Source organism: Nitratireductor sp. GISD-1A_MAKvit (assembly GCF_040819555.1).
Lineage (GTDB): Bacteria > Pseudomonadota > Alphaproteobacteria > Rhizobiales > Rhizobiaceae > Nitratireductor.
The window spans coordinates 3,305,373-3,329,083 of record NZ_CP161920.1; the positions used below are offsets into that span (position 1 = coordinate 3,305,373).

At 61.3% G+C, this 23,711-nt stretch carries 20 protein-coding genes and 4 pseudogenes; 9 read left to right on the forward strand and 15 right to left on the reverse strand.

Features of this window, described 5'->3' with window-relative positions; genetic code table 11:
- Positions 1-125: 125 nt before the first annotated feature.
- The 8 genes and pseudogenes from yidC to AB2N04_RS17285 form a co-directional block, all read right to left on the reverse strand.
- A complete protein-coding gene (gene yidC, locus AB2N04_RS17250; RefSeq protein ID WP_367718847.1) occupies positions 126-1,943 on the reverse strand; it encodes a membrane protein insertase YidC in 1,818 nt (605 codons plus the stop codon).
- A complete protein-coding gene (gene rnpA / locus AB2N04_RS17255; RefSeq protein WP_367715839.1) occupies positions 1,936-2,316 on the reverse strand; it encodes a ribonuclease P protein component in 381 nt (126 codons plus the stop codon). The genes yidC and rnpA overlap by 8 nt, the downstream gene beginning before the upstream one ends.
- Before the next feature lie 23 nt (positions 2,317-2,339).
- Positions 2,340-2,474 (reverse strand): 50S ribosomal protein L34, encoded by a 135-nt coding sequence (gene rpmH, locus AB2N04_RS17260; RefSeq protein WP_007009688.1) that lies wholly within the window; start codon positions 2,472-2,474, stop codon positions 2,340-2,342.
- 215 nt (positions 2,475-2,689) lie between these two features.
- Positions 2,690-3,317, reverse strand: a pseudogene (locus tag AB2N04_RS17265) (FMN-binding negative transcriptional regulator).
- A 105-nt stretch (positions 3,318-3,422) separates the two neighbouring features.
- Entirely contained in the window at positions 3,423-4,322 is a 900-nt protein-coding gene (locus AB2N04_RS17270) for a DUF937 domain-containing protein (protein ID WP_367715841.1), read from the reverse strand.
- Positions 4,323-4,439: 117 nt separating this feature from the next.
- A pseudogene (locus tag AB2N04_RS17275) lies at positions 4,440-5,814 on the reverse strand (glutamate--cysteine ligase).
- A gap of 173 nt (positions 5,815-5,987) precedes the next feature.
- Positions 5,988-6,725: a 16S rRNA (uracil(1498)-N(3))-methyltransferase gene (locus tag AB2N04_RS17280; RefSeq protein WP_367715843.1), complete on the reverse strand. Its 738-nt coding sequence runs from the start codon at positions 6,723-6,725 to the stop codon at positions 5,988-5,990.
- 31 nt (positions 6,726-6,756) lie between these two features.
- The gene (locus AB2N04_RS17285) at positions 6,757-7,401 is read right to left on the reverse strand and encodes a hypothetical protein (protein ID WP_367715844.1); all 645 of its coding nucleotides are present in this window, start codon (positions 7,399-7,401) and stop codon (positions 6,757-6,759) included.
- Positions 7,402-7,546: 145 nt separating this feature from the next.
- On the opposite strand from AB2N04_RS17285, the gene AB2N04_RS17290 reads away from it, so the two are divergent.
- Positions 7,547-7,687, forward strand: coding sequence for a hypothetical protein (locus tag AB2N04_RS17290; protein WP_367715845.1), 141 nt, complete (start codon positions 7,547-7,549; stop codon positions 7,685-7,687).
- 31 nt (positions 7,688-7,718) lie between these two features.
- Here AB2N04_RS17290 and AB2N04_RS17295 read toward each other — a convergent pair whose 3' ends face one another.
- From AB2N04_RS17295 to AB2N04_RS17315, 5 genes and pseudogenes are all read right to left on the reverse strand, one after another.
- Positions 7,719-8,459: a metallophosphoesterase family protein gene (locus AB2N04_RS17295; RefSeq protein ID WP_367715847.1), complete on the reverse strand. Its 741-nt coding sequence runs from the start codon at positions 8,457-8,459 to the stop codon at positions 7,719-7,721.
- Between the two features lie 3 nt (positions 8,460-8,462).
- A complete protein-coding gene (locus tag AB2N04_RS17300; RefSeq protein ID WP_367715849.1) occupies positions 8,463-9,137 on the reverse strand; it encodes a lactate utilization protein C in 675 nt (224 codons plus the stop codon).
- On the reverse strand, positions 9,134-10,573 hold the full coding sequence (locus AB2N04_RS17305) for a LutB/LldF family L-lactate oxidation iron-sulfur protein (RefSeq protein ID WP_367715850.1): 1,440 nt from the start codon (positions 10,571-10,573) through the stop codon (positions 9,134-9,136). Before AB2N04_RS17305 ends, AB2N04_RS17300 begins: the two co-directional genes overlap by 4 nt.
- Positions 10,573-11,347, reverse strand: a pseudogene (locus AB2N04_RS17310) ((Fe-S)-binding protein). Before AB2N04_RS17310 ends, AB2N04_RS17305 begins: the two are co-directional and overlap by 1 nt.
- A 50-nt stretch (positions 11,348-11,397) precedes the next feature.
- On the reverse strand, positions 11,398-12,183 hold the full coding sequence (locus AB2N04_RS17315; RefSeq protein ID WP_367715852.1) for a FadR/GntR family transcriptional regulator: 786 nt from the start codon (positions 12,181-12,183) through the stop codon (positions 11,398-11,400).
- Positions 12,184-12,369: 186 nt separating this feature from the next.
- Here AB2N04_RS17315 and AB2N04_RS17320 point away from each other — a divergent pair, with 186 nt between their 5' ends.
- The 5 genes and pseudogenes from AB2N04_RS17320 (at position 12,370) to glcF (ending at position 18,351) form a co-directional block, all read left to right on the forward strand.
- A complete protein-coding gene (locus AB2N04_RS17320; protein ID WP_367715854.1) occupies positions 12,370-13,740 on the forward strand; it encodes a DUF3422 family protein in 1,371 nt (456 codons plus the stop codon).
- A 78-nt stretch (positions 13,741-13,818) separates the two neighbouring features.
- Positions 13,819-15,315 (forward strand): FAD-linked oxidase C-terminal domain-containing protein, encoded by a 1,497-nt coding sequence (locus AB2N04_RS17325; protein ID WP_367715856.1) that lies wholly within the window; start codon positions 13,819-13,821, stop codon positions 15,313-15,315.
- A 51-nt stretch (positions 15,316-15,366) separates the two neighbouring features.
- Positions 15,367-16,575: a glycolate oxidase subunit GlcE gene (gene glcE / locus AB2N04_RS17330; protein ID WP_367715858.1), complete on the forward strand. Its 1,209-nt coding sequence runs from the start codon at positions 15,367-15,369 to the stop codon at positions 16,573-16,575.
- 40 nt (positions 16,576-16,615) lie between these two features.
- Positions 16,616-16,996: a DUF4870 family protein gene (locus AB2N04_RS17335; protein ID WP_367715860.1), complete on the forward strand. Its 381-nt coding sequence runs from the start codon at positions 16,616-16,618 to the stop codon at positions 16,994-16,996.
- A 10-nt stretch (positions 16,997-17,006) separates the two neighbouring features.
- A pseudogene (gene glcF / locus AB2N04_RS17340) lies at positions 17,007-18,351 on the forward strand (glycolate oxidase subunit GlcF).
- Positions 18,352-18,433: 82 nt separating this feature from the next.
- On the opposite strand, the gene AB2N04_RS17345 reads toward glcF, so the two are convergent.
- Positions 18,434-19,255 (reverse strand): L,D-transpeptidase, encoded by an 822-nt coding sequence (locus AB2N04_RS17345; RefSeq protein WP_367715861.1) that lies wholly within the window; start codon positions 19,253-19,255, stop codon positions 18,434-18,436.
- 264 nt (positions 19,256-19,519) lie between these two features.
- Here AB2N04_RS17345 and AB2N04_RS17350 point away from each other — a divergent pair, with 264 nt between their 5' ends.
- From AB2N04_RS17350 to groL, 3 genes are all read left to right on the forward strand, one after another.
- Positions 19,520-20,158, forward strand: a complete 639-nt coding sequence (locus AB2N04_RS17350; RefSeq protein ID WP_367715862.1) for a DNA-3-methyladenine glycosylase I — start codon at positions 19,520-19,522, stop codon at positions 20,156-20,158.
- Positions 20,159-20,368: 210 nt separating this feature from the next.
- Complete coding sequence (gene groES, locus AB2N04_RS17355; protein ID WP_007009707.1) at positions 20,369-20,665, forward strand: co-chaperone GroES; 297 nt, start codon at positions 20,369-20,371, stop codon at positions 20,663-20,665.
- Between the two features lie 59 nt (positions 20,666-20,724).
- Entirely contained in the window at positions 20,725-22,371 is a 1,647-nt protein-coding gene (gene groL, locus AB2N04_RS17360) for a chaperonin GroEL (protein ID WP_367715863.1), read from the forward strand.
- Between the two features lie 75 nt (positions 22,372-22,446).
- On the opposite strand, the gene AB2N04_RS17365 is transcribed toward groL, so the two are convergent.
- Positions 22,447-23,478, reverse strand: a complete 1,032-nt coding sequence (locus AB2N04_RS17365; protein ID WP_367715864.1) for a calcium:proton antiporter — start codon at positions 23,476-23,478, stop codon at positions 22,447-22,449.
- Positions 23,479-23,711: the final 233 nt, after the last annotated feature.

Consider the following 23,711-nt stretch of genomic DNA (forward strand, 5'->3'; position numbering starts at 1 on the left):
CTCTTCGCGGTCCCCTTAGTTGATCATCGAGGTCTCTCCCTGAGTGCGTTCGCTCTTCTAACTGAGAAAACGGCCGCAGGCAAAAAAAAGCCCCGGACGAACCGGGGCTTTTGGAGCATTTCAGCTTATTCAGCCGGTTTCGGCTTTTTCTTGAACAGACCAGCCAGATTGTCCCAGAGCTCGATCTTGGCGCCCTGGCGCTTCATGATCACGCCCTGCTGGACGATGGACAGGAAGTTGTTCCAGGCCCAGTAGATCACCAGCCCGGCCGGGAACGTGGCCAGCATGAAGGTGAAGATCACCGGCATCCAGTTGAAGATCATCGCCTGGGTGGGGTCGGGCGGTGTCGGGTTCATGCGCATCTGCAGGAACATGGTGACGCCCATGATCAGCGGCCAGACGCCAATCAGCAGGAAGGCCGGCACGTCATAGGGCAACAGACCGAAAAGGTTGAATATCGAGGTTGGATCGGGAGCCGAGAGATCCTGGATCCAGCCGAAGAACGGCGCATGACGCATCTCGATGGTGACGTAGAGCACCTTGTAGAGTGAGAAGAACACCGGGATCTGGATCAGGATCGGCCAGCAGCCGGCCAGCGGATTGATCTTCTCTTTCTTGTAGAGCTCCATCATCGCCTGCTGCTGCTTCATCTTGTCATCCGCGTATTTCTCGCGGATTTCCATCATGGCAGGCTGAACCTTCTTCATGTTCGCCATGGACTTGTAGGACTTGTTGGCGAGCGGGAAGAAGATGAGTTTGACCACAACCGTGGTGGCAAGGATGGCGACGCCGAAATTGCCAAGCAGCTTGAAGAGCCAGTCGATGAGATAGAACATCGGCTTGGTGATGAAGTAGAACCAGCCCCAGTCGATCAGAAGCTCGAACTGGCGGATGCCGCGGTCGTCTTCATAGGCGTCGACAACATTGACCTCCTTGGCACCGGCGAAAACCATCAATTCGCTGGTGGCGGAAGCGCCATCGGCAACCGTGATCTCGTCGGTCAGATAGTCGGCCTGGTAGCGCGGCTTGCCATCACCCGAATATGTGTAGCGCGGCTGGAATTCGCGGCCATTCTGCGGGACCATGGTCACCGCCCAGTATTTATCGGTGATGCCCAGCCAGCCGTCAGAGGATTTCGCCGGCGTGATCCGCTTTTCCTCTTCGACATCCGAATAGTCGATTTCCTGCAGGCCTTCCTCGCCGGTCACGCCAATCAGGCCTTCATGCAGGATGTAGATGCCCGAGGTCTTGGGCGTGCCGATACGGGTCGTGCGCCCGTAATTGCGCAGCGCCACGGGAGCGCCGGAAGCGTTTTCCACCGTGTCGGACACGGTGAACATGTAGTTTTCGTCCACCGAGAAGGTGCGCTTGAAGGTCAGGCCCTTTTCGTTGGTAAAGGACAGTGTGACGGGGGTCGACGGGGTGAGCGTCTCGCCTTCGGCAAGCGTCCATTCGGTCGAAGGACCGGGCAGCGTTCCGGCCGCCTCACCGCCGACATAGCCTGTCTCGACATAATAACCGTCAGGGCCGGTCGAGGGGTTGAGGAGCTGAATATTGGGAGAATCCTTCTCGACGGTCACCCGGTAATCCTTGAGCAGCAGGTCATCGAGACGCGCGCCCCTCAGATTGATCGATCCTGAGATGCGGGGCGTCTCGACCGCGACGCGTTCGCTGCCGGCAATCGCTGCGGCCCGGTCGAGCGGAGCGACCGACTGGCTGGCGGTGCCGGGCACCGAGCCTTCGCCACTCGCCGGCGTCGGTATATCGCTGTTCTCACCGCTGGAAGCCGTACCGGCCGGGGCCGTTTCCGCCGCCTGTCGCTCTTCGACCTGAACGGCCTCGCGCTGCTCTTCGATGCGCGGGTTCATGTAGAAAACCTGCCAAAGCGTCAGGATCAACACGGACAGCGCGATCGTGATGAGAAAATTGCGATTGTTATCCATCGATGTCCTTGCCCTTCCCTCGTCTGGCATCAGGTTCTCCGATGCGACGGGAAAGCTCGTCTTTCAGGGAGGCGAACGGTGCGTCAAGCACAGAACGCCGCGCCACGATCACATAATCCTTGCCGGCGGCCATGTCGTGCACCGCGTGAAGGCGGCAGGCTTCCTTGAGCCGCCGGCGCACGCGGTTTCGAACCACCGCGTTGCCGACTTTCTTCGTGACTGTAATGCCCAGTCGTGGCGGGTCTTTGTCGCCACGGTCGAGCACTTCCAGCAGAAAAAGCCGCCCGCGTCGCTTTTCACCGCGACGGACGGCCAGAAACTCGGCGCGTTTCTTGAGGCGCGCCGGGGGTGGGACGGCTGGCCGGTCCGTCATCTTTCCGGCCTCGCCTCCAAACCTTATGCGGACAGCCGCTTGCGGCCGCGATTGCGGCGGGCCGCGATCACGCGACGGCCGCCCTTGGTTGCCATGCGTGCACGGAAACCGTGCCGACGTTTACGAACGATCTTGGAAGGCTGATATGTACGCTTCATTTGTTTTAATACCGCGGAGTGCGGCCCTTCTTAATTCTGTTTCAATGAACAGGAGCTTTGCTTTTCGGGCTGGTCCGAAGGCACGAGAACGCGCCGCCGGACGCAAGGCCCAAGCGTGGCCGGGCTTATAGGAGCATGGATGCGCCGAGTCAATCAAAACGGAGCGAATGCGGGCCTGACGCGGCAAGGGGTCTCACCCTGACAGCGCGAGCGGCTCAATCCTGCGGTATCTGTATCGCCGCGGCTCTTTCCACCGGGTTTGCGCTCCTGGCCAACCCGTCCGCCACGCCGGCCCCTGTCGGCGGCACTGCGATTCTGGCTCATCTTGCGCTTGCCCTCAAGGCTCGTGATGGGAAGGCGCAGCCCGACAATCCCGCGCAACTGCCCCTTGATGAACCTTTCAGGCGCATCGGAAACCGACCAGACTTCCGTGCGGCCCGCTTCATGCAGAGAGGTCAAACGTTCCACCACGCCACGAAGCCGGCCCTCATCCTCGAAGAATTCGATCGGCCCGCGCGCCTGAACCACAGTGTAGTTCCAGGTGGGAACCACCTTTCCGTGCTCTTTCTTGGAGGCATACCAGGATGGGGTGACATAGGCGTCGGGGCCCATGAAAATTGCAAGCGCCTCGCCCGTCGGCGTATCCTTCCACTGCTCATTGGCGCGGGCAAGATGGCCATAGAGTGTGCCGTAACGCCCCTCCGTTTCGTCGAGAAACAGGGGAAGCGGGCTGGCATGGAGCCCATTCGTACCGGATGTCACGACATTGGCAAGCCGCGCCGCCCGCATCAGATCATGAAGCGCGGGCAGCTCTTCCTCTCGAAAGGCGGGTGGGCAATACATCTCGGTTCGTCTCCCTGAAGATCGTGCAAACCTAACGCGCGCGCCGGATCGGGAAAAGAACGGGATCCGCCTTGCACAACAGGAAAACGGCTGTGGCGCAAAGCGCTATCGGCGGCGTTCCATTCCCTGACGGAACTGCTCGAAGATGTTTTCCACGCCGCGCTCATAGTCATCACGCGTCTTGCGACCGGTCTCGAACATCTGGCCGAACAGATCGTCATAGGGATTGCGGGGGCGACCACTCGGATTGGTTTCCGGTTCGGGTTGCGGCGCGCGACCGCTCTGCGGTTCCGATTGCCCAGCACCCTGCCCGCCGCGCAGGAACTGGTCGAAGATATCCCCCAGCGGATTGTTGCCCTGCCCGCCCGAGGGCGCAGCACGCCCGGCGGAACCTCCGCCACCGAACATGCCTTCCAGGATCTGGCCGAGCGGATTATCGGACGGGCTCATGCCGGAAGGGGCTCGCCCACGCGGCTGAGCGCCGGATTGCTGCTGCCCCATCTGGCGCATCATCTGCTCCATGAGGTCACCGAGCATGCCACCGCTGCCAGCCTGCGCCTGATGCGGCTGCGCGCCCTGCATCTGACCGGTAGACTGTTTGAAGAGACCGCCCATGAGCATGGAGGCGAGCACGGGAAGCATCTGCTTGAGCATGTCCTGACCAAGCCCGGTGGCCTGTGCTGCATGGCTCGCCACGGCACGGCTCACATCCTTGGAGCCGAACAGATGTCCAAGAATACCGTTCCCCTCTTCCACACCCTGCGGCGAGAAAGCGTTGGCGGCATCCTCGAAATATTTTGCGTGCTGGCCGGAGGCGAGCGCCCCGAGAAAACTGCCAGCGCCGTGAGGATCGGAGACGTTTCGCTTCAGACCCTGGCTGAATGCGGGAAGCAAGGCTTCCATGGCTTCCTGCGCCTGTTCCGGGGATATGCCGAACTGCCTGGCAATCCTGTCCACGCCCTGCCCCTCACCGGCATTGTTGAGCATCTCGAACAGCGGAAGCATGGGCATTCTCCTTCATTCAATCGTCGCCGAGAAGATATCGGACCTTTGCTTCAGAAAGATAACCCGACAAATCCGCTTTGTCTTCGTTCCCTTGAACGAACGACCGGGGGCGGATGCCTAATAGGCCTGTTCGAGGAACACCGGCTCGATCGACCTGTCCCAGCGGGTGTTGAAAGCATTCGCCAGTTCTTCCGCGCTCGTTGTGCCGCGCGCGACGATCTCGTCGAGCGGGCTCAGGAAGCTTGCCTCGTCATAGCCTTCCGCATTGAGACGCCTGCGGGCGGAAAGCCCCTTGCGCGAAATGGCCAGAACCTCGCGGGCAATGTCACGCAGGTCGTGATTGCGGAACCGCGTGGCGAGCCCCACTTTCGGCACGACATTGCGCATGGCATCGACCTCCTCGAAGGACCAGTCGGAGGTGAGGTCGTGAGCGGCATCGAGTGCGGTCTGATCATAGAGCAGCCCCACCCAGAAAGCCGGCAGCGCACAGATGCGCCGCCACGGGCCGCCATCGGCGCCGCGCATTTCCAGAAAACGCTTGAGACGCACATCGGGAAAGAGCGTGGAAAGATGGTTCGACCAGTCGCCAATGGTCGGCAGGCCGTCGGTGACCTCGTCCTTGAGGGCTCCTTCCATGAACTGGCGGAAGGTGATGTGTGTGCAGTCGTGATAGCGCCCGTCACGAAGGATGAAGTACATCGGCACATCGAGCGCCCATTCCACGTAATCGGCAAAGCCGAAGCGCTCGGTGAAGACGAAGGGCAGAAGACCGGCACGCTGGTTGTCCGTGTCACGCCAGATATCGCCACGCCAGGACTGGAGACCGTTGAGCCGCCCTTCCGTGAACGGGGAATTGGCGAAGAGCGCGGTGGAGAGCGGCTGCAGGCGCTGCGCCACCTGCATCTTGCGGCGCATATCGGCTTCGGTCTCGAAGTCGAGATTCACCTGGATCGTGCAGGTGCGATACATCATGTCGAGGCCCTGCGTACCGACCTTCGGCATGTAGGGCCGTCATGATCCTGTAGCGCGATTTCGGCATTTGCGGCGTTTCGGCCAGCGACCATTTGGGGCTTCCACCGAGACCCAGAAAGCGAATACCCAGCGGCTCGGCGATCTCGCGCAACTGCGCCAGATGGGCATTGCCTTCGCGGCAGGTCTGATGGAGCGTTTCCAGTGGCGCGCCGGAAAGTTCGAACTGGCCGCCCGGCTCCAGCGAGATGGCGCCCTGCCCCGTCGGCTCGACCAGGCCGATGATGTGGCCGTCGTCCTCTATGGCGTCCCAACCGAGAATCCGCTGCATGCCCTCCAGCACCGCCTTGATGCCACGTTCGCCTTCATAGGGAACCGGCCGATTACCATCGACATAGAAAGGGAATTTCTCGTGCTCGGTGCCGATGCGCCACATTTCCTTGGGCTTACAGCCTTTGGCGAGGTCGGCGGCAAGTTCTTCGACCCGCTCGATCGGCCGATTGTCGGTGGTGTCACGGGCCATGTACGTCCTCCAGGAGCGACCTGCATCCAAAATCCGCATTTATGCGAACGCCACCTGATGCCACGTGACTGCAAAATGCCAGAGCAAACCATCAGCTACTGATGGTCATGCAAACAATTCGGTTCAAGTAAGAATTGCTGATTGGAGCGTCAACCAAACTTGATGTGAAAACCTCAATGCCAGTCCCCCACGCTTGCCTGAATGACAGCGAGAGCGGCCACGGCTGCCGTGTCGGCCCGCAGGATGCGGGGCCCGAGCGGAATGGGCGTCACGAATGGCAAGGCACGCAGCTGCGCGCGCTCGGACTCGGAAAACCCGCCCTCCGGGCCAACCAGAAGCGCCAGTTTCTTCTCGTGCACCGCCGATAGCGCCTGCATGGGATTGTTGGTCGCGGCATCCTCATCGCAGAAAATCAGGCGACGATCGGGCTCCCAATCGGTCAGAAGGCGATCAAGCTTCACCGGTTCGAGGACCTCCGGCACGGCCAGAATGCCGCACTGTTCGGCGGCCTCCATGACATTGGCCTCGAGCCGCTGGGTGCCGGGCTTTGCCACCTGCGTGTGCTGGGTGATGACGGGTTGCAGACGCCCTGCGCCCATTTCGACAGCCTTTTGCACGAGATAATCGAGACGGCCCTTTTTCAACGGGGCAAAGCAGTAGAGCAGATCGGGTTGAGGGGTCTGGGGGCGGGCCTGACTGGTCATGTGCAGACGCATCGCCTTGCGGCTGGCGTCGATCAGCTCGGCATGCCATTCGCCATCGCGCCCGTTGAAGACGAGCACTTCGTTGCCTTCGCGCATGCGAAGGACATTGGTTAGATAGTGAGCCTGTTCCCGGCTGGTTTCCACCTCGGCACCGAGAGCAAGGGCGGCATCGATGAACAGCCGCTGCAGTTTATAGTTCGCACGCATGCCGGTCTGATGGTGGATCAATCTTGCGGCGTCAAGAGGCGATGCTCGCGTGCCAGACCGGGGAATACCCCTCGCGCAGCGCCAGAACGGTCAGGGGCGGTGTCAGCAGTTGAACAACAGACGGGATCAATTCCGGTGAAAGGGTGCCTCCGTAGCCCTCAAAGTGCCATGCATGAAGTGTTCCGTCACGCAGCGCGTAAGCTCTCTCTCCACAAGCAATCATGGCCCCGTCGGGAAGATCCGGCAACGTTTCGGTCGCGATCATTTGTATTCTGCCCGAGGATGCCAGCCTTTGGCCATGGAGAATGGCGTCAACGTCGGAGGCCTTCAATGCCTGGTTTCTCTTCGCTGCGCGCACGCAGGTCAGAAACTCCACTGCCGCCTCGCGACGGCAGAAGAAACAGGGCCGATGTCCCGCAGCAAGGGCTGTCACCTCGTCGAGAAAGAAGAGTTCCGTCCATCCTGTTCCGCCTGTCGGACTATTCCGGCCCATGACCTCACGCCGGCGCCCCCTGAACGCGCAGGCGCAGATGATCCAGGCTCTGGTCGTCCAGCGGCGACGCAAGAGCGTTTTGGTGTCGGGATCGTGAACAACGCCCCGATTTCCAGTGAACAGTCCGCGCGCCTGAGTTGCAGCAGGCTGACCGAACGGATCGACGCGATTCTGCAGAGGCATGGAAATCTCCACCTTTTTGGGCGTCTGTCATAAACGATGTGGGTATTGGCGTATAAGTTGTTTCAATCTTAAGCTGTTTGTGTTTATTGCAGCCTGCGCAGCGCGGGGAGCTGCGGTTACAGACTATCAAGGGGATTAGGGCCGGATGACAATCGGGCGTGCAACTGTCGTGTTTCTTATCACTGTTTCTGCGTTCACGCTGATTGGCGCGCGGTTGCTTTCAGCAGGTGCTGCAGGCGACCACCATACCGTGGATGGTTACGGCATCTCCGCCGCCATCGAGTAGAGACCGGCTTTCTGCATCAGGTCGCCCGCCGTCAGCAGGCAACCTCGATCAATCGCTTTTCCAGTCCTTCCATCCTGAGCGCCGTCAAGCGGCCACTGTGCCATGCGCCGGTGTCGAGGTTCACGCGGTTCTTACGGAGTTCCGGCGCTCGCACAGGCGTATGGCCATGCACGATCACTTTGGGATGAAGCCCCTCGAATGCGTGGAACTCGCGTCTGATCCAGATTAGATCGTCCGCCGACTGGGCTTCGAGGGTTAAGCCGGGGCGAATGCCCGCGTGGCAGAAGAAGAAATCGCCGAACGAGACCGAATAAGGCAGCGTGGCCAGAAACGCCCTGTGGCGCTGCGGCACGGCGCGAACCAATGCGGCATGGCCCGGCATCATTTTCTCGCGTGATGTCAGATCGATTTCGACACCATAGGATAACGCCGTCTCGAAACCACCATTGCAGGCGAACAGGCCGAACGGGTCTGGGTTGGAGAGGAAGTCGAGAAAGCCCAGATCATGATTGCCGGCAAGCGCAATGACACGCGGGCCGCGCTCGCGCTGCCCGGCGAGATACTCGATCACGCCACGTGAATTGGCACCGCGATCGACATAGTCGCCCAGATAGATGATACGCCAGTCAGCGGGGCGGTCATGAAGGATTTCCTCCATGATCCGCGCATGCATTGCGGCCAGCAGATCGTGCCGGCCGTGAATGTCGCCGACCGCGTAAAGGCGCAGGCCATGGGGCGTCGAAGCCTCATCATATGAGACCCCGACGGCCATTCCTCACCCGTCGACAACGATGAGATGCAGCGCGCGCGGCCCATGCGCGCCGAGCAGCATGGTCTGCTCGATGTCGCCTGAGCGCGATGGACCGGTAATGAGGTTCAGCAGTCTTGGCATGTCACCTCTGCCATATTTGCGCCTGAGGCGCGAAATCACCGTCTCAAGATCGCCGGCAATGTCTTTCGCGTCAATGACGATGATGTGGTGATCGGGCACGAAGTTTACCGTGGTCGGATTGTCCTTGCCCGATGGCAGGGCGACCGTGCCCGTTTCCGCGACGGCGGCGAAAGCGTGGCTCACACCGACCTCGTCTGCCGGTTCAGTTCGTCCAAGCTTCACCTCAAGCGATTTCTGGCTCGCCCAGTCCATGCGCTTCAGCCGTTTGTCGTCGCCCATGCGAACGGAAGGGGCCAGGTTCTTCGAGCGCAGATAATGGGTCACGGCTTGTGGCACATCATCTGACTTTTTCACCCGCTCGACCGTGGCCGTGACGGCCTCGGCCATGCGACAGAACAGAGCGACGCGTTCCTCGCCCTCCACCTGCCCGCGCGCCGGAATAAGTCCGCGCGGCGGCTTTGCAAGGCGCTTTTCGACAGCTTCGCGCCTTGCAGCATCTTTCGTGGAAACGGACGCTGCCGCCCGCAGCTTGCCAAGAATGGCCTCGCGCGTGCTCATGATGCGCGCCCTCCCTGCTTTGCAGCTTCACGGTCGCGCCATTGCTGCATGAAAGTGCGGCTTTCCGGCGCCGGCAGATCGCGGTGCCGCGTCCAGCCTCCCGCAAAGGGCAGCGAACGGAACCATCGCCTGCGCCCGGCGAGACCCGAAAGGGTCGGGATCGCCATGGATGTGGCAAGACGGTAGAGCCCTGGTCGGCGGGCGAAGAAGGCCCAGAAGCCGAGGCCAAAACGCTGCGTCGCCGGGTTGAGCCCGCGTTCAAACTCGCGCTCGCGCCAGTGGCGCATCATGCGCGGCAGCGGGATCTGCATGGGGCAAACGGATTCGCAGCGCCCGCAGAAGGTGGAGGCATTGGGCAGGTGCCCCGCCTTGTCGACACCGACCAGCGAGGGCGTGAGCACCGAGCCCATCGGCCCCGGATAGACCCAGCCATAAGCGTGGCCGCCGACCGCGTGATAGACGGGACAGTGGTTCATGCATGCGCCGCAGCGGATGCACCGCAGCATCTCGTGGAACTCCGTGCCAAGCATGGATGAGCGACCATTGTCGAGCAGGATGACGTGATACTCGTCCGGCCCGTCGGGATCGCCGGGCCGGCGCGGGCCGGTGGAAAACGTCGTGTAGACGCTCATGTCCTGGCCCGTGGCCGAACGGGCGAGAACGCGCAGGATCTGGCTCGCGTCCTCCAGCGTCGGCACCACCTTCTCGATGGAGGCGACGACGATATGAATGCGCGGCAGCGTCTGTGTGAGATCGCCATTTCCTTCATTGGTGACAATGATGGAGGTGCCGGTTTCGGCCACCAGAAAGTTTGCGCCGGTGATGCCCACATCCGCCTGAAAATACTGCGGGCGCAGGATCTGTCGCGCCTCGCCCAGGAGAGACTCGGGCTGCGAGAGATCGCGCCCGGCCGGGAGCTCGGTGTGAACGCGGCGGAAATCCTCTTCCACCTGCTCCTTGTTGAGATGCAGGGCCGGGCCGATGATGTGGCTTGGATGCTCGCCACGCAACTGGATGATGTATTCGCCGAGATCGGTCTCGACCGGGCGCACGCCTTCCTTCTCGAGGAAATCGTTGAGCGCGATCTCCTCGGTGATCATCGACTTGCCCTTGGTGACGGTTCGTGCGCCGGCCGCGCGGCAGATGCTGAGAACCGCCTGGCGTGCATCCTCGGCCGTCTCGGCCCAGTGCACCTGGCCGCCCGAAGCAATGACCTTGCGCTCATAGGCTTCCAGATAAAGATCGAGATGTTCGAGCGTGTGATCCTTGATCGCGCGGGCCGAAGAGCGAAGATCATCGAATTCCGGCAGCGCGTCGACCGCCTTTTTTCGCTTGCCGACGAAGCCGATCTTCGCCTTGCCCATGGCGCGCTGCAACTGCTCGTCGGCTATCGCCTTGCGCGCCTTCTGCTTGAATTGCGGAGACTGGATTTCCATCAGCGTCCTCCCCCGCCGATCGCCGGCTTGTCGGTCATGCCGGCCAGAACCTCGGCCACATGGCGAACCTCAACCTTGCTGCCCTGCCGATGCAGCTTGCCAGCCATGTTCATGAGACAACCGAGATCACCCGCAAGCAATGTGCCCGCCCCGGCAGCCTCGATGCTGGCCGTCTTTTCCTCGACGATTTTGTTGGAGATATCGGGATACTTTACGCAGAACGTGCCGCCGAAACCGCAGCAGACATCGGAATTCTGCATTTCCTTGAGCTCCAGCCCCTCCACCGAAGACAGGAGCGCGCGTGGCTGTTTTTGAATGCCGAGCTCACGCAGGCCCGAGCAGGAATCGTGATAGGTGACGCTGCCCTCGTGACGGGCCGGCACTTGCCTGACGCCGAGCACATCGACCAGAAAGCTCACCAACTCGTGCACGCGGCCGGAAAAGGCTTCCGCCCTCGCCTCGTGGGGTGTGCCCTTGAGAAGCGACGGGTAGTGTTTTTTGAGCATGCCGGCGCAGGAGCCCGATGGCGCGACGACATAATCGAAATCCTCGAAGGGCCTCGATGGTCTGGCGCGCTATGGCCGCGGCATCTTCCCGGTCACCGGAATTGTAGGCCGGTTGCCCGCAGCAGGTCTGCGCCATGGGCACCTCGACGGTGCAACCTGCCTCTTCCAGAAGCTTGACGGCGGCAAACCCGACGCTCGGCCGGAAAAGATCCACCAGGCAGGTGACAAAAAGGCCGACGCGCTTGGGTGAGGTGCTTTCTTCTTTCAACGGATCTTCTTTCGCTGGCTTGTAATTCTCGGCAGAGCCGGTTCGCTCGCTCATTGTGGCATGGCCTCCCCACCACGCTGATGCAGCCGCAGGCGCGAGATGCGCTGCCAGTCATCCGTGCGTTCGGCGTGAAAGGTGGCCTTTTCGACGAAATCGATATGGGCAATCGCAGCCGCCCGGGCCGCTTCGGGGTCGCCAGCGGCGATTGCATCATGAATGGCGCGATGCTGGGCAAGGAGCGTGTCGCGCGCGTCGGGCAGTTCGTAGATGCGGGCGCGGTTGAGAAAGACGCCATCGGCGAGAAGCCGATAACAGGCGCGCAGCGTGTGCAGCAGCACGATGTTGTGCGCGCACTCACCCACGGCATTGTGAAACTCCACGTCGCACGCCGCTTCCGCCTCAAAGTCCTCTGCGGAATGGGCCTCGTCCATCCGCGACATGATACCGTTGAGCAGAACCCGATCTTCCGGCGTTGCGCGCCTTGCCGCAAACTCGGCGGCGACGGCCTCCATCTCGCGGCGATATTCCAGATAATCGGCAGTTGCCTTACGGTGCGTGGCGATAAGCTCGCGCACGGGCTTTGTAAACACCTGCCCTATGATATCGGCCACATAGGTTCCGCCGCCATGGCGGGTGGTGATCAGTCCGCGCTCTTCAAGCATCTTCAACGCCTCACGCAGGATCGGGCGCGACACATCGAGCTGGCGCGCAAGATCGCGCTCACCGGGCAGCCGGTCGCCATCGCGCAGAACGCCTTCGAGGATCAGCGTCTCGATCTGCCGGACAACGCCGTGCGCCGTGCGGGCATGCTCTATTCTGGAAAAAACTGCTTCCACCGGCCCTTGCCGTTCCCATCGTTGAAACGTCTGAATGAGAGTTGAGATTAACGCGACGAGGCTTAACTGGTCAATTTCTTTGCCCAATAATCGAACCATCAGACAATCGCGAGCGCGCATTGCGCCTTGTACAAAGCCAATAGCATACTTGGATGAGCTCCATACTGATGCAGACGGCAAGGCACAATGAACCAGAAAAACGGGGAACTGCTTGTCGCAACCGACGCAGACAAGACCGAGGAAACGTCTCTCGCAAGATTGGTGACCGGCAGCGTCCTTGGGTTTCCGGCCCATGATGGCCGTGCGGGCGCCCTGGGCGAGGTGCATGCGCGCCCGCACGCACTGCTGGAGGCGCCGCGCCTCATCATCCAGCTCTCTTTCATGACCGAGGGCGGCTCTGCAGTGGATCAGGCCGTTCTCGCCGATCTGTCGCGCAGGCTCGGCGTCGCTCCGCCACAGACAAATGCACGCCACCACACAATGAAGTGGGGCAAGGGCACACTGCGCTGGGAACGCCATACGGAATTTTCGAGCTATCAATGGGATTGCCCGATCTCGTCCCGGACTAGCAAGCCGCTGGAAGAATCGCCCTTCGGCAACGGTTTCAGTCCGCCGGGTACTGCAATTTCCGGCACGCGTGTGGAGATCCGCAAATGGACGAGCACGACGGAAAAGCTGGTCGGCGCGTTCGATCCGGCGAGCCTCGGCTATTCGATTGTGGAAGGCGGACGCGCCGCCGTTGCAACCGATTTCCGGCAGGATGGCGACGGACTGACCCGCATGCTCATCCTTGAAAAGGATCTGGCCCCGGCCCGTATCGGCGCGCTCTCGCAGCGCCTGATCGACATCGAAACCTACCGCACGCTGGCCATGTTGGGCCTGCCGCTGGCGCAATCGCTTTCGCCGCGCCTGCGCCGCATGGAGGACCAGCTCGCGGCCCTCACCGCTCGCATGCGCCAGCGCGAGAAACACGATAGCCACGCGCTACTGAGCGAATTGACGGAGCTGGCCGCCGATCTGGAGGCTGACGCCGCCGCCAGCCTCTATCGTTTTGGTGCAAGCCGCGCCTATCACGGGATCGTTGAAGAGCGACTGGAGATGCTGAACGAAGCGCCGATGGCCGGCTATGAGACCTGGGCAGCCTTCCTGCAGCGCCGCGTGGCACCCGCCATGCGCACCTGCCGCTCGGTGGAAGAGCGCCAGGCCAACCTCTCGCGCAAGCTGACACGTGCGGCAAACCTGCTTCGAAGCTGGGTGGATGTGGAAGTGGAACGGCAGAACCGCGACCTGCTCGCCTCCATGAACCGCCGCGCGCAGCTGCAGCTTCGCCTGCAACAGACTGTGGAGGGGCTCTCCGTGGCCGCGATCTCCTATTATGTGGTGGGACTGGTGGGCTATGTGGCCAAGGGTGCAAAACCCGCCCTGCCCGGCCTGTCGAGCGAGGCGATTACCGCCGCTGCCGTGCCCGTTGCCGTCTTGTGCATCTGGATTCTCGTGCGCCGCATCCGCCGCCACCACGCCCGCGAAGACGCCAGCATCGGCACCGAGGCGGATTGACGCAGGCCCGCTTTCCAAGCAGCATTTACAGAACCACGAAGACACTGGTAAATAGATTGAACCAGTAAGGGAGTTCTGATGTCCGGCCTGAAAATGCCGCAGGCCAATGCGGCAACCCTGAAGAAGCGCGCCGAAATCGTGGCCGACATGCGTATCATCGTGCCCGGTGAAGGCGTGGTGGACACGGAAAACGAAATGCGCGCCTTCGAGAGCGACGGGCTGACTGCCTATCGCCAGATGCCGCTCGTGGTGGTGTTGCCGGAAACGACGGCTCAAGTCTCGCGCATTCTGAAATATTGCCATGAGCGCGATATCCGCGTCGTGCCGCGCGGCTCGGGCACGTCGCTTTCCGGTGGTGCGCTGCCGCTTGAAGATGCCGTTCTTCTGGTGATGAGCCGCTTCAACCGCATTCTCGACATCGATTACCCGAACCGGGCCGTCGTCGCTCAGCCCGGCGTCACCAATCTGGGCATCACCCACGCAGTAGAGCAGGAGGGCTTTTATTATGCGCCGGATCCCTCCTCGCAGATCGCCTGCTCCATCGGCGGCAATGTGGCGGAAAATTCGGGCGGCGTGCATTGCCTGAAATACGGGCTCACCGCCAACAATGTTCTGGGCGTCGAGATGGTGCTGATGAATGGCGACGTGATCCGGCTCGGCGGCAGGCATCTGGATGCGGAGGGCTATGACCTGCTTGGCCTGATGACTGGCTCGGAAGGCCTGCTCGGCGTCGTGACCGAGGTGACGGTGCGCATTCTGCAGAAGCCCGAAACGGCGCGCGCGCTTCTGATCGGCTTTCCATCGAGCGAGGAAGCGGGTCAGTGCGTGGCGGAGATCATCGGGGCCGGCATCATTCCAGGCGGCATGGAAATGATGGACGGGCCGGCCATCCGCGCCGCAGAAGACTTTGTCCACGCCGGCTACCCACTCGACGTGGAAGCGCTGCTGATCGTTGAACTGGACGGGCCGCAGGCCGAGGTCGATCACCTGATCGATCGGGTGGAGACGATTGCCAGAGTGAACGGCGCGACCACCAGCCGCGCCTCGACATCGGACGAAGAACGCGCCGTGTTCTGGGCCGGGCGCAAGGCCGCCTTTCCCGCCGTGGGACGCATTTCGCCCGACTATTACTGCATGGATGGCACGATCCCGCGCAAGCAATTGCCGCGGGTTCTGGCGGGCATGCGCGCGCTTTCGGAGAAATACGGGCTGCGCGTCGCCAATGTGTTTCATGCGGGCGACGGCAATCTCCATCCGCTCATTCTTTATGATGCAAACAAGCCGGGCGAGCTGGAGAAAGCCGAAGATTTCGGTGCCGACATTCTGCGTCTGTGCGTCGAGGTGGGCGGCGTTCTGACCGGCGAACATGGTGTGGGCGTGGAAAAGCGCGACCTGATGCCTGAAATGTTCACCGAAGACGATCTGAACCAGCAGATCCGCGTCAAATGCGCCTTTGACCCGAACCATTTGCTCAATCCCGGCAAGGTATTCCCGCAACTGCATCGCTGTGCCGAGCTTGGCCGCATGCACATCCATCGCGGCCAGGTGCCGTTTCCTGAGCTGGAGCGGTTTTGAGCGCGCCTTTCGCCCCCTTTCCTGCCTGAGCTTTTGCATGAGTGATCCATCGTGACCGAATTCCTGCCCAAGAGTGCCGAAGAGGTTCTGGAGATCATCCAGTGGGCCGTTGCCGAGGAAGCGCCGCTCGAAGTTCTCGGTCACGGCTCCAAGCGCGGCATCGGCCAGCCTTTGCAGACCGGGCACACGCTCGATCTCTCGCAGCTTTCCGGCATCACGCTTTATGAACCGGAAGAGCTGGTGCTGTCGGCTCGCGCGGGCACGCCGGTTGCCGAGATCGAGGCAGCACTGCGCGCGCACAATCAGGAACTCGCTTTCGAACCGATGGATTACGGCCCGCTTCTGGGTGGCGAGGCCGGACGCGGCACGCTGGGCGGGCTGCTTGCGGCCAATCTCTCGGGCCCACGCCGCCTGAAAGCGGGTGCGGCGCGCGACCATGTGCTTGGTGTTCACGCTGTCTCAGGTCGTGGCGAAGGGTTCAAGTCGGGTGGGCGCGTTGTGAAGAACGTGACCGGCTACGACCTTTCCAAGGGGCTTGCCGGGTCCTGGGGCACGCTGGCGGTGACGACCGACATCACCATGAAAGTGCTGCCGGCAGCAGAAACCGAAACCACTCTTTGCATAGCGGGTCTGGACGATGCGGCGGCAACGCAGGCCATGGCCATCGCCATGGGATCGAGCGCGGAGGTATCGGGTGCCGCGCACCTGCCCGAAGGTGTGGTGGGGCGCTTCATCGATGGCGGATTTTCCGGTGGTGGGCAGACCGTATTGCGCGTGGAAGGGTTCGGACCTTCCGTCGCCTACCGGATCGATCTTCTGTCGCGACTTCTGGCCGGCCATGGAACAGTCGAGACGCTAGAGCAGGATACCTCCCGCCGCCTGTGGCGCGAAATCCGCGACTGTCACCCCTTTGCCGACGGCACGCCGGCACCGGTGTGGCGCGTCTCGGTCACGCCGTCGCGCGGGCACGAACTGGTCGATGCCTTTCGCCGGGCGGCCGGCGCCAATGTCTTTTACGACTGGCAGGGGGGACTCATCTGGATGCGGATGGAAGCAGACCCTGAAGCAGAAATTCTTCGAAAGATGATCGCTCATCTAGGAGGCGGGCACGCGACACTGGTGCGCGCACCGCTTGCCGAGCGGTCACGAACGCCGGTTTTCGAGCCGCAGCCTGCCGCTCTTGCCGCCCTTTCCGCCCGCCTGAAAGAGCAGTTCGATCCTCAAAACATCCTCAATCCGGGACGCATGGCATTCACATGAAGCCGTGATAGATTGCCGCGGAAACAATGGAGGGAAACACATGAGTGACATACACGAAAAAGGCGATGATGTTCAAAAGACGGACGGCTGGCTTGAGCCCGGGCCGACCAATATTCAGGTCATCTATATTCTGTATCTCGTTGGATTCGTCATCGGCATTTCGGCCCTGGTGGGCATCGTGCTTGCCTACATCAATCGCGGCAAGGCAAGCGGATGGGTTGAAACCCATTATGTCTGGGCCATTCGCACCTTCTGGATCGGCCTTTTGTTCGGCTTCATTTCCGCGTTGTTGATGATCGTTGGCATCGGCTTCCTGCTAATGATTGCGGTGGCAATCTGGGCGGTTGTGCGTTGCGTGATCGGTCTGCAGGCCGTCGGTCGCAGAGAGCCTATCAAGAACCCGCAAAGCTGGCTGATCTAAAGGGAGCGCCGTGCAGACCAATTTCACTCAAGAGCAGCTTTCCGATCCGCAGATTGCGGAGGCGGAATCGATCCTGCGCAAATGCGTGCATTGCGGCTTCTGCACGGCCACCTGCCCGACCTATGTCACGCTCGGCAACGAGCTCGACAGCCCGCGCGGGCGCATTTATCTCATCAAGGACATGCTGGAAAACGGCAGACCGGCCGACCGGGAGATTGTCACCCATGTCGACCGCTGCCTTTCCTGCCTCGCCTGCATGACCACCTGCCCCTCGGGCGTGAACTACATGCATCTCGTCGATCACGCCCGCGCGCATATCGAAAAGACCTATCGCAGGCCGCTGCTCGACCGGCTGACGCGCTCGGTTCTCGCACAGGTTCTGCCCTATCCTGCCCGATTTCGCGCAGCCCTGAAACTCGCGCGTCTTGGGCGGCCCTTTGGGGGCCTGTTCCACAAAATTCCGGCCCTGCGCCCTGTTGCGGCCATGCTCGACCTCGCCCCTGCAAACCTGCCCCATACGGCAGACGAGCGCGTAAACCTTGCGGGAGCCAAACGCGGGCGTGTCGCGCTGCTGACGGGGTGTGCCCAATCCGTGCTCGACCCGGGCATCAATGCCGCGACGGTTCGGCTTCTTGCTCGGCTCGGAGTTGAAACCGTGCAGAACCCGCAGGGCGAAGGCTGCTGCGGCGCGCTGGTGCACCATATGGGCAAGGAAGACGCCGCGCTGGCGGCTGCACGGCGCAATGTGGATGCCTGGATGTGCGAGATCGAGAAGGGTGGGCTGGACGCCATCGTCATCACCGCCTCGGGATGCGGCACCACGGTCAAGGATTATGGCCACATGCTGCGGCTTGACCCCGACTATGCCGAAAAGGCGGCCCGGGTGGCTGCACTTGCCAGGGACATCACCGAGTATCTTGCGACGCTAGACCTGCCGGAGCCGGTTGTAGAACCGGGCATACCCGTTGCCTATCACTCTGCCTGTTCCATGCAGCACGGCCAGAAGATCAGCCGCGAACCGCGCGAACTGTTGCGCAGGGCCGGCTTTGTGGTGCGCGAACCGCGCGAGGGGCATCTGTGCTGCGGCTCAGCCGGCACCTACAACATTCTCCAGCCGGAGATCGCCCAGCGCCTGCGCGACCGCAAGGTGAAGAACATCGAGGCCACTGAGGCGTCGCTCATAGCGACCGGCAATATCGGCTGCATGACCCAGATCGGCTCGGGAACGGATACCCCGATCGTGCATACGGTAGAGCTTCTCGACTGGGCCCTTCGGGGGGCCGAGGCCTGCCGCTCTGCCCGATACAGTGGCAACCGAAAGACGGCCGGCGCCTTCGATGGCCGCCGCGGAATGAGAAAAAGGGCGATGCTCCCCCAAGCATCGCCCTTTTCCAAACACCCGGCAGTCCCCTTGCCAGGCATCCCCCGCTCATCCGGTCACTTCACCACCACTGTGGCGCCGACCGGGACGCGATTGTAGAGATCGATCACATCTTCATTGCGCATGCGGATACAGCCCGAAGAAACCGCTCGTCCGATGGTATGAGGCGCGTTGGTGCCATGGATGCGATAGAGCGTCGTCCCCAGGTACAGGGCGCGTGCTCCCAATGGATTGGCTGGCCCGCCCTTCATGTGCACGGGGAGAATGCGCCCATTCGCTTTTTCACGGGCGATCATTTCTGCAGGCGGACGCCAGTCGGGCCATTCGCGTTTGCGTGACACTTTTTCCGTTCCGGTCCAGCCGAAACCTTCCTTGCCGACACCGACGCCATAGCGTTTCGCCTTGCCGCCCTTCATGACCAGATACAGAAAGCGCTGTTCGGTATCCACAATGATCGACCCGGGAGCGCGTTTTGTCTTGTAATCGACAATCTGCGGCAGCCATTTGGGATCGTTCATGCGCCAGCTGCGCTCGCTGAGGCGGGGCGCATAGGCAACCTGCTGCGGCTGCTGCGTCTGTTCGCCATTTCGCGCATTCTGCATGGCCTCGAACGTCTGCTGACGGCGTGCCTGATAATCGCGTCGCGCCGTGATGTGAGCTCGGGCATTGCGTGCGCGTTGATAGGATCTGTACTGACCGGCCTGGTGAGCGCGTGGCTGGGCCCTGACAGGCTTGCGACGCAGTTGCATCACCCAGGGCGCTGAAAGGTCAGGACTGACCTGAACCGGCGGAGGCTCCACATAACGATCCTGGGCCTGTGCCCCCCAGGAAATAAGTAGCGCGGCGAAAAGGCTGACCGCGAGCATCATCGACTTCATGACAAATTTCTTTCTACCATTCGTCATTGATAGTGTTTGCCAATCGTCTTTGGGAAAAGCCGTTGGCGGCTGCAGGCAAACGCATGGAACGCGCCTGTCCTTGTCAGGATGCTGACTCGAAGGAGCAAGCGAAAGGTGAATCCACTTTCATAAAATGCGATGTTTCGGCAAAACCAATTGGCGTGGTTACTGCTACGTTCAAAAATCTGGTCAACAGATCGCTAAACCGGGCTGATCTTACATTAACCATAAGGTTCTACACAAATGAGTGATGAAAAGACGGGCCTGATCCTCGGACAAGATGGAAGGACCCGCTGCTTCTGGCCGGGTGTTCTGACGGATTATCTGCATTATCACGACACGGAATGGGGCCGCCCGGTCAGCGACAATCATCGTCTCTTCGAGAAGATCTGCCTCGAGGGCTTCCAGGCTGGCCTTTCCTGGCTGACGATCCTGCGCAAGCGCGAGAACTTTCGCGAAGCGTTCGACGGTTTCGATTTCGAACGTGTGGCCCGATACACGGATACCGATGTCGAGCGGCTTCTCGGCAATGCCGGCATAGTGCGCCATGGCGGCAAGATACGCTCGACCATCAACAACGCACGCCGTGCAATTGAACTCTGCGAAAGTGAAGGGTCACTGGCGCGCTATTTCTGGCGTTTCGAACCACAGCCGCATGAGCGACCTGACCCTGTCGACTACAGGACACTGATCGCCAATCCGACGACGGAAACCTCAACGCGCCTTTCCAAAGACCTGAAGAAGCGAGGCTGGTCTTTTGTCGGCCCCACCACCGTATATGCCTTCATGCAGGCCATGGGTCTGGTCAACGACCACATTGAGGGGTGTGCCTGCCGCGCAGAGGTTGAACGCGAGCGAAACGCGTTTCGCAGACCCGTTTGAGGAACGCGCTACACCCGCGCGGCGCTGGCTCTCTGCCAATGCGCAAAAAATGTGTCCCGTCACGGACACGAAATTCTTGACTCGTATCTGGACGCTTACTATCTGAATACGGTGTTAGCACTCTCCATTCGGGAGTGCTAACACGAGGTCCGGCATCCGCCGGACGGAGGAAAAGCCTAATTCATCATCCGAATCAAGGGTTCAGAGAACATGGCCAACACGAACTTTCGCCCGCTTCATGACCGTGTGGTCGTCCGCCGGGTCGAGTCTGAAGAAAAGACGGCAGGTGGCATCATCATTCCCGACACCGCCAAGGAGAAGCCGCAGGAAGGCGAAATCGTAGCTGTCGGTTCCGGCGCACGCGATGAGGCCGGCAAGCTCGTCCCGCTGGACGTCAAGGCTGGCGACCGCGTGCTCTTCGGCAAGTGGTCGGGCACCGAAGTCAAGCTCAATGGTGAGGATCTCCTGATCATGAAGGAATCCGACATCATGGGCGTTATCGGCTAATCCACGCCACACACGAAACGGTAACAGGGTTTCTAAAGAAACTCAGGAGCTAGAGAAATATGGCTGCAAAAGACGTAAAATTCTCCCGCGACGCGCGTGAGCGCATGCTCAAGGGTGTGAACATCCTCGCCGATGCGGTGAAGGTGACCCTCGGCCCGAAAGGCCGCAACGTCGTCATCGACAAGTCCTTCGGCGCACCGCGCATCACCAAGGACGGCGTGACCGTTGCCAAGGAAATCGAGCTTGAGGACAAGTTCGAGAACATGGGCGCACAGATGGTGCGCGAGGTCGCTTCCAAGACCAACGACATCGCCGGTGACGGCACCACGACCGCCACGGTTCTGGCCCAGGCCATCGTTCAGGAAGGCGCCAAGGCAGTTGCCGCCGGCATGAACCCGATGGATCTGAAGCGCGGTATCGACAAGGCTGTTGCCGACGTCGTCGAATACCTTTCTTCTTCCACGAAGAAGATCAACACCTCCGCAGAAGTCGCACAGGTTGGCACCATCTCCGCCAATGGCGAGAAGGAAATCGGCGAGATGATCGCCGAGGCCATGCAGAAGGTCGGCAACGAGGGTGTCATCACCGTCGAGGAAGCCAAGACCGCCGAGACCGAGCTTGAAGTGGTCGAGGGCATGCAGTTCGACCGCGGCTACCTCTCCCCGTACTTCGTGACGAACCCGGAGAAAATGGTTGCCGAGCTCGAGGATGCATACATCCTGCTCCACGAGAAGAAGCTCTCCAACCTGCAGGCCATGCTGCCGGTTCTGGAATCGGTCGTTCAGTCCTCCAAGCCGCTCCTCATCATCGCCGAAGATGTGGAAGGCGAGGCTCTGGCCACGCTCGTCGTCAACAAGCTGCGCGGTGGCCTGAAGATCGCTGCCGTCAAGGCTCCGGGCTTTGGCGACCGCCGCAAGGCCATGCTCGAGGACATCGCGATCCTCACCGGCGGCCAGGTCATCTCCGAGGACCTCGGCATCAAGCTTGAGAATGTCACGCTCGACATGCTGGGCCGTGCAAAGAAGGTGTCCATCACCAAAGAGAACACCACCATTGTCGACGGTGCCGGCCAGAAGTCCGAGATCGAGGGCCGCGTTGCGCAGATCAAGCAGCAGATCGAAGAGACCTCTTCCGATTACGACCGCGAGAAGCTGCAGGAGCGCCTTGCGAAGCTCGCTGGCGGCGTTGCCGTGATCCGCGTCGGTGGTTCCACCGAGGTCGAGGTGAAGGAGCGCAAGGACCGCGTCGACGACGCGCTCAATGCAACCCGCGCCGCTGTTGAAGAAGGCATCGTGCCCGGTGGTGGTACGGCTCTGCTGCGCGCTTCCGCCCAGATCAAGGCGAAGGGCGACAATGCCGACCAGGACGCCGGCATCAACATCATCCGCCGCGCCGTTCAGGCTCCGGTTCGCCAGATCGCCACGAATGCTGGCGCCGAGGCTTCCATCGTTGCCGGCAAGATCCTCGAGAACGAGGGTGTCACCTTCGGCTACAACGCCCAGACCGGCGAGTATGGCGACATGATCTCCATGGGCATCGTCGATCCGATGAAGGTTGTGCGCACGGCGCTGCAGGATGCGGCTTCGGTTGCCGGCCTGCTCGTCACCACCGAGGCCATGGTTGCCGAGCTTCCCAAGAAGGACTCCGCAGCACCGGCCGCACCCGACATGGGTGGCATGGGCGGCATGGGTGGCATGGGCTTCTAAGCCAGCCACACATCGCTTGAAAATTGAGGGCGCTCCCTGCGGAGCGCCCTTTTTCGTGCGTGGTGCGGTGATTGTTCAGGGCACCGCCGCCAGAAGCACGAAACAGGCGAATATGACCAAGTGTATCGCCCCCTGCATGACCGTTGTGCGACCGGTGGCCAGTGTCAGCGTTCCGACGAACAGCGTAAGCATCAAAAGCACAATGTGCTCGGGATCGAGCCCCAGGGTAATGGGCTGCCCAAGGCATATCGACAGGATCGCGATCGCCGGGATCGAAAGACCGACGCTGGCAATGGCCGAGCCCGTGGCGACATTGAGACTGGTTTGCAGCCTGTTGGAGGCGGCGGCGCGCAGGGCCGTCAGCCCCTCGGGCAGCAGCACGAGCACCGCGATGATGAGGCCGACGAACGCTTCCGCAAGTCCCGCAGCGCTGACACCGGCTTCCAGCGTCTCGGCCAGAGCTTCCGCAAGCAGGACCACCATCAGCAGGGAAACGGCCAGAAGGAAACCGGCGCGAAGGCTCTGTCCGTTGGTCGGCACTTCGTGAGCCTCATCTTCCACCGCTGCCAGATCGAGGAAATCGTTTCGGTGCCGTACGGTCTGCACAAACAGGAAAATTCCATAGAGCAGGAGCGACACGACAATGACGAAAGCAAGCTGCACCGTTGAATAGTATGGACCTTCGACAGCCAGCGTGAAGTTCGGCAGGACCAGTGTGAGCGTTGCCAGCGTGGCGACCACACTGAAGGCGGCGACGGCCCCGTGGCTTTGAAACGATTGCTCATGATGGCGCATTCCGCCAATCAGCAGGCAGAGGCCGACAACACCGTTCAGAACGGTCAGCACGGTGGCAAACACCGTGTCGCGTGCAACGGTTGCGTCACCTTCAGACGGGGACAGCATCAACGAGGCGATCAGCGAAACCTCGATCACCGTGACGGCGATCGCCAGAACGATCGCCCCGAAGGGCTGGCCCACACGCAGGGAAACCGTCTCGGCGAAATGAACGGATGAAAAAACCGTCGCCACCAGCAATATGGCGGCGGGCAGGAAAAACAGAAGGGCCGTCTCCGCGACCAGCCCAATATGGACAAATGCGACAAGCATGGCAGACGCCGCGGGTGGACCGGCAGACCTCCAGCCCACGGAATTCCTGGAATGTTCAGACACAGCAAACCTCGAAACAAATGCGTGAATTTCAAAACAGATCGGGCAACGAAAATGCGCAGCGCCTTCCTTGTTAGTCCAGGGGCGGAAAGGAGAGCAATGACGACATCTGCAGAAATGGTGCCCGAACCGCCAGACGCGACAGCCCACCCCATTGCCAAATCCCCTCGCCC